Here is an 8,599-nt window from a genome sequence, read left to right on the forward strand (position 1 = left end):
GCGGCACGTCATGCCGCACGCGCCGGGTCCGCGTTCCTCGGGGATGGCGTATCATTGCTCGCAAAACGCCGACGCATCAATTCGATGGGCAGGATCGATCCGCTCGCCCTCGATGGGGAACCGGGCATCGGGCGCTCTACGTCTCGGTCCCGCCCGCGGACAGCGTCACTACAAAAACCGCGCCCCCATCCGTCGCGGGCTCGCACCGCACCGCGGCACCCATGCGGTCGGCGAGGGTCGCGACGATGAACAGGCCCATGCCCGTGCTCGGCGCCCCTTCGGAGCGTGCCCCGGCGGCCTGATGGAATTTCTTGAACAGGAGAGCGTACCCGGCCGGATCGATGCCCGGTCCGCGATCCCGGACCTCGATCGCCACGGACCCGCCATCCCGCGCGGCGCCGATCGTCAGGATGCCGCCCGTCGGGCTGAACCGAACGCCGTTGCTGAGGAGATTGTCGAGGATTTGCGAGAGGGCGCCCGAATCGAGGGTGGCGATCAACGGCCGGTCCGGCAGATCCACCTCGATCCGGACGTCGGCCGATTGGGCGAGGGGCTGGATCCGGTCGACGGCGGCGAGCACATGCCTGCGCACATCCTCGTTCGCGAGGCGCGCGAGCGGCCGATGCTCGGCGGCGTGCGCCTCGAGCAGACGCGTGGCGAGACCCAGCATCGCGTCGATGCTCGCCTTCGCCTCTCGCAGCACCACGAGCGGCAGTTCCGGCTCCCGCGGCGCGCGCCGGACGGCGAGGTCGAACAGGTTGCGCAGGCCGTAGAGGGGACTGCGCAGGTCATGCGCGGTGATCGCCATCAGGGTGTCGAGTTCGCTGTTCCTTTCCGTCAGCCGATCGTTCTGGAGACGGATCGTCCGCTTCTGCTCGTAATCGCTGCGCCGTCCGGAATGGATCAGCGCCGCGGCCACGACGGCGATCACCGAGACGATGGCGGCATTGACGATGGCGACGATCTGCTCGGCGGGAAAGGTCGCCGTGGCGAGCACGATCCAGCAATAGCTCACCAGCAGCGGGATCAGGGCCAGCGCGAAAGCCAGGGGCGGCAGCACGAACAGCAGGGTCAGGGACAGGAGCATCATCGGATATCCGCTGGTCAGCCGTCCCTTGGCGCCCATCGCGGCGATCGCCCCTTGGGTGTCGAGCAGGGTCAGGACCAGAAAGACCGCGACGAAGCCGCGCCGGAGCCACGGTCCGCCGCCGCGCCGCAACGCCAGCGAGGCGAGGAGGAAGGCGAACGCCAGCACGATTTCCACGACGATCTGAACGGTCCTGAGTCCGGTGGCGAACTCGATCGCCTTGGTGAACAGCCCCAGCATGCAGGCGATCTCGACCCGTCGGATATTGACGAGGGTCAGCACCTCTCCGAACGTCATGCCGGCCTGTTCGGCAGGGGTCACATCCCAGCGGGCCAGCCAGCTCTTCATGACGGACTGTCCTTCATGACGGATCGAGACGCCCCGCGACGTGATCCGCCGCATGGCGTTCGAGCATCCTGACGCTGTCCAGCCCGAGCTTGATCTTCAGGCGCTCCCTATAGGTGCCGACCGTCTTCACGCTCAATCCCAATTCCTTGGCCAGCGATTGCAGCGTCGCACCGCTGCCGATCAGCCGGAGCACTTGCAGTTCGCGGCCGGACAGGTCGCCGATCTCCGTCCGACGGTCGCGTCGCCGCGCGAGATCGCCCATCAACAGCTGCTGCACCGGCTCGCTGACATGGATGGCGCCCGCCATCACCCGGTCGAGGGCCACGGCGACGGTTTCGAGCGGCTCGGATTTGGCGACATAGCCATGCGCGCCGGCATAGATCACATGCGGACCCCAGACCGTCTCGTCGCGGCTGGAATAGACGACGATCCTGGCGGCCGGCAGCATGGCGCGCAGATCCTCGATCAGCGCGAGGCCGTCGCCGTCTCCCAGGATCAGGTCGGTGATGATGACGTCGGGCTGCAGCCGCTCGGCCTCGATGCAGGCCGCCTGCGCCGATCGGGCTTCTCCGCACACGTCGAAACGGCCGTCGCCACGCAGCAGCAGCTTCAGGCCCGCCAGCACGATCGGGTGGTCGTCGACGATCAGCAGCCGAAAGAAGGACATGTCTACCCCGAGCGAGCCGGCCAACCAGGGTAGTGTTCCATAAAATCCGTGCCGCTGCTGTCGGTCATCGACCTACAGCAGCCTCCGGCAAATGCCCATCGCTCGCGATCATGAACAGCGAGCCTTCGAACAGGGATCGAGACGCTGAGGACAGCCGGACAAGGCGGCATGGATTGCAGACCAGCCGTTTACCATCACGGCGATCATGCTCGTCTCGTCAATAAATCAGAACCGACGCGGCGTAGTCCGTTTACAGTTCTGGGCGTAGCTGACGATGTGCCTTCGAAAGAGGCGTGAGGATCGAAGTCTTGTAGGTCATCGACCTACAGGGCGGCCTCATGGGTGGCGTATTCTGGAAGCTGCCAATGGAAGGGCTTCGTCGACGATGTTCGAAACGGGTGCGATCGATGTCCCGAATGCAGGCGAAGCTCCGGGCTCCCGCCGGGATTCGTCGCGTTCGATAAAAGTCGGGGCGACGAAAGCCGTCGCGACGAAGCTCACCGTGCCGCCCGGCATGGAGGCGCGCTTCGCCGCGTGGCAGGCCGAGTTCACGCGGGTCGTCTCGGCCTCTCACGACTTCGTCAGCCTGGAGATCATCCCCGCCTTCTCCGGCTCGTCCGAATGGCAGATCATCCAACGGTTCCGCTCGCCCGAAGCGTTGACCCGATGGATCGAGGACGAGGCGCGCACCGCCCTCCTCGGCGACCTCGCGGCCCTGGAGGGCGACGGCAAGACGTCCCGTGCCGACGAGGCGGCACCGGATTACCATTCGACGACCACCGTCACGGAGGTCATCACGACCATCGTGAAGGCGGGGCAGGAGGAGGCGTTCCGGCGTTGGGCCGAGCGCATCCAGCAGGTCCAGGCCCGCTTTCCCGGATACATGGGCACCCTCGTCCAGGCGCCCCTGTCGTCGGACGTCCCCTACTGGACCACGCTGGTGCGCTTCGAAGGCCCGGCCTTCCTCGATGCCTGGCTGCAATCGGCGGAGAGGAAGGCCATCCTGGCCGAATCGACGCCTCAGGTCTCGACCTGGCAGAGCCACCGGATGAGCAACCCGTTCGCCGGGTGGTTCGCCAACGAGCAGCGTCTCGCTCCGCCTCCGGCCTGGAAGCAGACCTGTCTCGTCCTGCTCGTCCTGTTTCCCGTCGTCATGCTGGAAATCCGCTTCCTCAGCCCTCTGCTGAACGGGTTGCCCCTGGCCGCCTCCACCTTCATCGGCAATGCCATCAGCGTCTCGCTGGTGTCGTGGCCCCTGATGGCGGTCGCGATCTTCGGCCTGGGCTGGTGGCTGAAACCGGATCCGCAGAAGCGCTGGCGTACGGAATCACTGGGCGTGACGATTCTGGCCGTCCTCTACGGGCTCGAAATGTTCTTGTTCTCCCACCTGTTTTAACAATTCATCGACACCCGTGACAGCATCAGCTGACCACACCTAACGAGAAAGACTGGAAATGGCTCACGACCACACTGATTTCATGGCTCGGGCAATCGCCTTGTCGGAGAAAACCTCACTGGTCGAGAGCGCCGGCGGCGTCTTCGGCTGCGTCATCGTTCAGGACGGCGAGATCATCGCCGAGGGCGCCAACCGCGTCGTCGCGGAAAACGATCCGACCTGGCACGGCGAGATCGAGGCCATCCGCAAGGCCTGCAAGTCACAAGGGACGTTCAAGCTCCGCGACGCGACGCTCTACACCAGCGCCGAGCCCTGCCCGATGTGTATGGCGGCCGCCTACTGGGCCGGCATCAAGCGCGTGTACTACGCCGCCCAGGTCGAAGACGCATTGGAATACGGCGGCTTCGACGACAGCATGATCTATGCCGAGCTCAAGAAGGATGTCTCCGAGCGTTCCATTCCGACAACGCAGATCATGCGCACGGAAGCCGTCGAGGTCTGGAAGAAGTATGCCCAGAAGGCGGACCGGGTTCCTTACTGAACCGACAGCTCGGATTCCACCTGAAGCAAGATCTCCCGCCCGGATCGTTGTCGTCCGGGCGGTCCCTCCGTCCTACTGCGTGACGCCATGAACATCGACGGTCTGAGGGATGCCTGCAAAGGCGAGGTCTTCACTGCGGGTGATCCGCAATTCCTCGAGGCGATTCACGGGAATCTCTGGAACAGGCTGATCCCGGATCGCGCCCCCGAGGCGATCGTGAAGGCCTTGGACGAGGACGACGTCGTCGCGGCCGTGCGGTTCGCCCGCGCGAGCGGGCTGAAGGTCGTCGTGCGCGGAGGCGGCCACAACTGGTGCCAGCCGAGCCTGCGTCACGGCGGCATCCTGATCGATCTCTCGCAACTCACGCAGATCGTCTCCGTCGATGCCGATAACCTGAAGGCGGTGATTCAGCCGATCGTCAGCAACCGTGACATCCAGAAGGCACTCAATCCCCTCGGGCTGGCCTTCCCGACCGGCCATTGCCCTCAGGTGAAAGCCAGCGGCTATCTGCTCGGCGGCGGCATGGCCTGGAACCCCACCGTCTGGGGCTCCGGAGCGGAGAGCGTCGAGGCCATCGAACTCGTCACCGCCCAGGGCGACCTGATCACGGCGAGCGCGACGCAGAACACGGACTTCTTCTGGGCCGCCCGAGGGGCGGGGTCCGGATTCTTCGGTGTCGTGACGAAGTACCATCTCAAGCTTCATCCGCTGCCGAAAGCCATGCATGGCAGCACCTCTTACTATCGCCTCGCGGACGCTCCGGCGATCGGGACCTGGCTCGGCAAGCTGGCCCCCGGCATTTCCCCCTCGGTCGAGTTGAGCCTGTTCGTCGTGCAGGCTCCGCCGGAGTTGAGAGAAGAGGCCGCCGCCGAGCACGGCTGGCTCTGCATGGTGACGGCCACGGCGTTCGAAGACACGCCGGACGCCGCGAGGACCGCATTGCAGGTGCTGGAGCACTCTCCGATCACACCCCTTTCATCGTCCTTCGCGACGCCGCTCACCTTCGAGCAGCTCTTCGACGCGTCGGGATCCTTCTGGCCGGAAGGCGCCCGCTCGCGCGTGGAAGCGACCTATTCCGATCACAGTCCGGGAGAGCTGGTCCAGGCCATCCTGCCCCTGCTGCCCGATGCGCCGTCCGCGACCTCCGTCTTCCTGCTGACCATCTTCTGCGGCCCGGATGTCCCGGCCGCGCAGAAGGACATGGCCTATTCCGTCTCCGCCAAGGTCTATGGCGGCCCATGGACCATGTGGTGGAAGGCCGAGGACGACGCCGCCAACACGGAGTGGCATCGCCGGATCACGACGACGCTGCGCCCCTACAATACGGGTTACTATATCGGCGAGACGAATACGGTCGAGCAGCCCGCGAACGTCCCACAGGCCTTCACGCCCGAGAAATGGGAGCGATTGTGTGCGCTGAGACGCAAGCACGATCCGGAGGGCGTGTTTTTCGATTATTTCGACGCACTCGGCGACGAATGAAGCACGTCGCTCGAGACGCCCGAACCGTCCTCCCCCGCGGCCCGACCTTCACAAGGGCCGACCGCCGAGGTCACCGACACTCTCGTTCCGTCAGTGCGGCTATGAGCTCGCCAGCATGCTCGTCGATTGAAGGACGACGATGACGAGCGTGACGACGGCCGCGGCGGCCAGGACATAGGTGACGGTCTTGGTGAACGTGGTCATGGGTGCATTCTCCTCAGCCGCGCTTCTCGTCCCGCACGGCATCGTCGACGTCTTCGCTCGGCAGCACGGAAACCTGGCCGGGACAGATTGGGTCCGGGTCGCGGCTCTCGTCTTGGTTGGCGTCGCCGACCGCGGTGTACCGGCCGCCGGCCAAGCGCATCCACCTGCCTTCCTCATCTCATGAGTCAGTCGTCGGCCTCGCCGGAGGATCCGCCGCGGGAGCGTTCGTAGGCGGCGATGGCCCGTGAACATCCCTCCGACAGGTTCGGGCGATTGCGCTTGAAGCAGGCTTTTACCTCGGGACCACCCGGTTTCATGCCGGCGCACAGGCGAAGGTAATCGCCCCCGCAATTCGCCCGGAGGGTCTCCAGCTCGGGCCCCTCCTGCGCCACGGATGGCCGGGAGACATGCGGGGCTCCCACGAGAGCGAGTGCCGTGAGGGTGAGGATACGGAGCTTCATCGCGAGATCTTTGCGTGCGGTGGGGCCGGATGGGCGACCCACGCGAGCGCGCGGCCGCCCGCGTGGGTCGAAATCGCCTCAGCGAGCCGGCTGGCTCGGCGCGGGGGCAGGCGGGGCGGCGAGTTGCTGGCGGATTTCGGCGAGCTTCGCCTGGGCGGTGCTCAGATCCTGCCGGGCGGAAGCCAGACGCTCGTCGAGGGAAGCGGCCTCCTTGTTGCGGGTGGCCAGGGTCTCGGTGAGCGCGGCCAGCTCTCCCTGCGCGTCGGTCTGGCGCTTGCGGAGGGCATCGAGGGCGCTGGCGCCGGCATCGCGGTCGGCGGAGAGCGTCTGCAAGGCCTGCTCGGCCTGACCACGCTCGGAGACGACGCGGTCACGCTGTGCCTGGGCCTCGGCGAGTTCCTTGCGGACGTTCGCCAGGGCGTCGCGGGCCTGCTGGGCGTCGCGGTTGGCGAGGTCGATCTCGGACGTGAGCTTGTCCTTGCCGACGGTCAACGCGGCGACCGCCTGATCGGTGTCCGTGCGCTGCCGGGTGGCCTGCTCGGTCGCAGCCCGCGCGTCGGCCAATTCCTTCTGGGCGGCGGCGGCGGCCTCGCGGGCGTTCTGCTGACGTTCCTCGGCCTTGGCGAGGTCGGCGGTCTTGGCCGTCGCCTCCTGGGTCATGGTCGCGAGATCGGCACGAAGCTTGGCCTCCTGCACCCGGGCGTCCTCGAGGCGGCGTCCCACCTCGGCGAGATCCCGGGCACGGTCGACGGCGGATGTCTCCGCACCGGTGATGGCCTCCTGCAGGGGCGCCAGTTTCCCCTCGGCCTGCGCGACCTGGCTCTGCAGCTCGGTGAGCTTCCGGGTCTCGGCCTCGGCCGCCTTCCTCGCCTCGGCCGTCTTGGTCTCGGCCGCCTGCTGCTCCTGGGTCAGGGTCGCGGCACGGGACTTCGCCTGCTCGGCGGCCTGGCTCGCCTGTTGGTCCTGCTGCTGGGCGGTGGCGATCTTGGCCTGGAGGGCGGTCAGGGTGCCGGCGGTCGAGACCTGCCGCTCGAGGTCGGCGCGGAGCGCCGTCTGCTGGGTCTGCAGGTCCTCGATGCGGTGGTCCCGGGCGCTGCGCTGGCGCGCGCCCGCGATGGAGGCGACGATGAGCCAGACCAGCAGGATTGCGGCCACGACCGCGAGGCTGAAGGGCAAGGGGCGGCGCAGTTCCGAGCGGTAGTCGATGGCCATGGGGGTCTCGCGAGGGTCGGGGGAAGGCTGTGGATCGAACCCCGGCGCGGGCTCGCCCGGAATCGTGTGTGGCCGGCGCCCGGTGGCACCGGCCTCGTGTCGTGTCGTGTCGTCAGGCCGGCCTGCGGCTGTCGGCAGCGTAGCGGTCGATGGCCGAGGGCAGCTCGCGGGAGAGGCGGGACAGGAGCGCGGCGCGGCTCAGGCCGGTCTGCTGGGTGAGATGGTCGAGGGTGTCCGGGCCGATGGCACGTTCGAGGTCCGCCTCTGGAATGTCGCGGTTGGCGCCCTGGTTGACCCAGGAATTCGCCGTCTCGCCATGGCCGCCCTTGGTGAAGTGGTCGACGAGCTCGCTCAGGCCGCTGGCGATCAGCCCACCCACGCCGGCGGTGCCGAGGCCGCCCAGAAGGCCGCCGAGGTTGCCGAAACCACCCGTGGCTCCGGTGTTCGATCCGGTGCTCGGGATCGGCGGGACGGTGCCATGGTTCGGGCTCAGGGAGGGGGCCGACGGGGCGTCGTGGCCCTTCAGAAGCTCGGCGAGCTTGTCGCGGTTCTGGTAGCCGGCCACGGCCAGCAGGCCCAGCAGCGCGGTCATCGAGGGGTAACCCTTGCTCATCGGTCGTCCTTGTGGGTGGGAAGGTGGAGGAGTTGACCGCCGCGTGGGCAACGGCGAGGTCTGACCCGGCATGGGGCCCGGGCCAGGGCGACGGCCATCATGCGATGACCGGATGGCGGTCCTGGACGGCGGGTCGGCGTGGGACGGTCAGCGGTGGCGGATCACCGCTTGCCGGTGACCTTGTCGACGACCGAGGCSACACCGTCCTTGGCCTCGCCGACGGTGCGCTGGGCCTCGCCCTTGAGTTCCTGGGCCTTGCCCTCGGCGACGAGCTTGTCGTTGCCGGTGACCTTGCCGACACCCTCCTTGAGGTTGCCGACGGCTTCGTTGGCGAGACCCTTCAGCTTGTCYGTGGTGCTGCTCATGGGATGGCTCCTTGGGTTCGGGGTGATCGTCGAAAGGGAAGGTCCGGCCGGTCGCGGTGACCGGCCGGCGATCGGCTCAGACGCGGCGGGCGTCGTAGCGATCGGTGAGGGTGGCGAGGGTCGGAGCGCCGAGRCGGCCGCCGAAGAAGCCGGCGAGCGCGCCGAGGATCAGGGCGAGCGCGCCGTAGAAGGCGCCCTGGGTGGCGGCGGACTTGGCGGCCAC

General features: G+C 67.4%; 10 protein-coding genes and 1 pseudogene. 3 read left to right on the plus strand and 8 right to left on the minus strand.

The genetic code is table 11. The features are described from left to right. Positions 1-136: 136 nt before the first annotated feature. Positions 137-1,435, minus strand: coding sequence for a sensor histidine kinase (locus ASF08_RS08655; RefSeq protein ID WP_156629520.1), 1,299 nt, complete (start codon positions 1,433-1,435; stop codon positions 137-139). Between the two features lie 13 nt (positions 1,436-1,448). After that, positions 1,449-2,102 (minus strand): response regulator transcription factor, encoded by a 654-nt coding sequence (locus ASF08_RS08660; protein WP_056143898.1) that lies wholly within the window; start codon positions 2,100-2,102, stop codon positions 1,449-1,451. A 502-nt stretch (positions 2,103-2,604) separates the two neighbouring features. Here ASF08_RS08660 and ASF08_RS08665 point away from each other — a divergent pair. The 3 genes from ASF08_RS08665 to ASF08_RS08675 all read left to right on the plus strand — a co-directional run bounded on the left by ASF08_RS08665 (position 2,605) and on the right by ASF08_RS08675 (position 5,521). Beyond that, positions 2,605-3,498, plus strand: coding sequence for an antibiotic biosynthesis monooxygenase (locus ASF08_RS08665; protein WP_238254145.1), 894 nt, complete (start codon positions 2,605-2,607; stop codon positions 3,496-3,498). Between the two features lie 58 nt (positions 3,499-3,556). Beyond that, positions 3,557-4,039 carry a nucleoside deaminase gene (locus tag ASF08_RS08670; RefSeq protein WP_018043743.1) on the plus strand — a complete coding sequence of 161 codons (483 nt, stop codon included), beginning with the start codon at positions 3,557-3,559 and terminating at the stop codon, positions 4,037-4,039. 87 nt (positions 4,040-4,126) lie between these two features. Beyond that, the gene (locus ASF08_RS08675; RefSeq protein ID WP_056143904.1) at positions 4,127-5,521 is read left to right on the plus strand and encodes an FAD-binding oxidoreductase; all 1,395 of its coding nucleotides are present in this window, start codon (positions 4,127-4,129) and stop codon (positions 5,519-5,521) included. Positions 5,522-5,738: 217 nt separating this feature from the next. On the opposite strand, the gene ASF08_RS24675 is transcribed toward ASF08_RS08675, so the two are convergent. From ASF08_RS24675 to ASF08_RS25740, 6 genes and pseudogenes are all read right to left on the minus strand, one after another. Further along, positions 5,739-5,885, minus strand: a complete 147-nt coding sequence (locus tag ASF08_RS24675) for a hypothetical protein (RefSeq protein ID WP_156629521.1) — start codon at positions 5,883-5,885, stop codon at positions 5,739-5,741. A gap of 25 nt (positions 5,886-5,910) precedes the next feature. Continuing rightward, entirely contained in the window at positions 5,911-6,186 is a 276-nt protein-coding gene (locus tag ASF08_RS08680; protein ID WP_244474486.1) for a hypothetical protein, read from the minus strand. 78 nt (positions 6,187-6,264) lie between these two features. Beyond that, positions 6,265-7,398: a hypothetical protein gene (locus tag ASF08_RS08685; protein ID WP_056143907.1), complete on the minus strand. Its 1,134-nt coding sequence runs from the start codon at positions 7,396-7,398 to the stop codon at positions 6,265-6,267. A 112-nt stretch (positions 7,399-7,510) separates the two neighbouring features. Beyond that, positions 7,511-8,011, minus strand: a complete 501-nt coding sequence (locus ASF08_RS08690; RefSeq protein WP_056143909.1) for a YidB family protein — start codon at positions 8,009-8,011, stop codon at positions 7,511-7,513. Between the two features lie 161 nt (positions 8,012-8,172). Further along, positions 8,173-8,376: a CsbD family protein gene (locus tag ASF08_RS08695; protein ID WP_018043750.1), complete on the minus strand. Its 204-nt coding sequence runs from the start codon at positions 8,374-8,376 to the stop codon at positions 8,173-8,175. Between the two features lie 76 nt (positions 8,377-8,452). Continuing rightward, positions 8,453-8,599, minus strand: a pseudogene (locus ASF08_RS25740) (PhnA-like protein); the annotation flags it as partial.

This window comes from Methylobacterium sp. Leaf85, assembly GCF_001422125.1.
In the GTDB taxonomy this organism is placed as follows: Bacteria; Pseudomonadota; Alphaproteobacteria; order Rhizobiales; family Beijerinckiaceae; genus Methylobacterium; species Methylobacterium bullatum.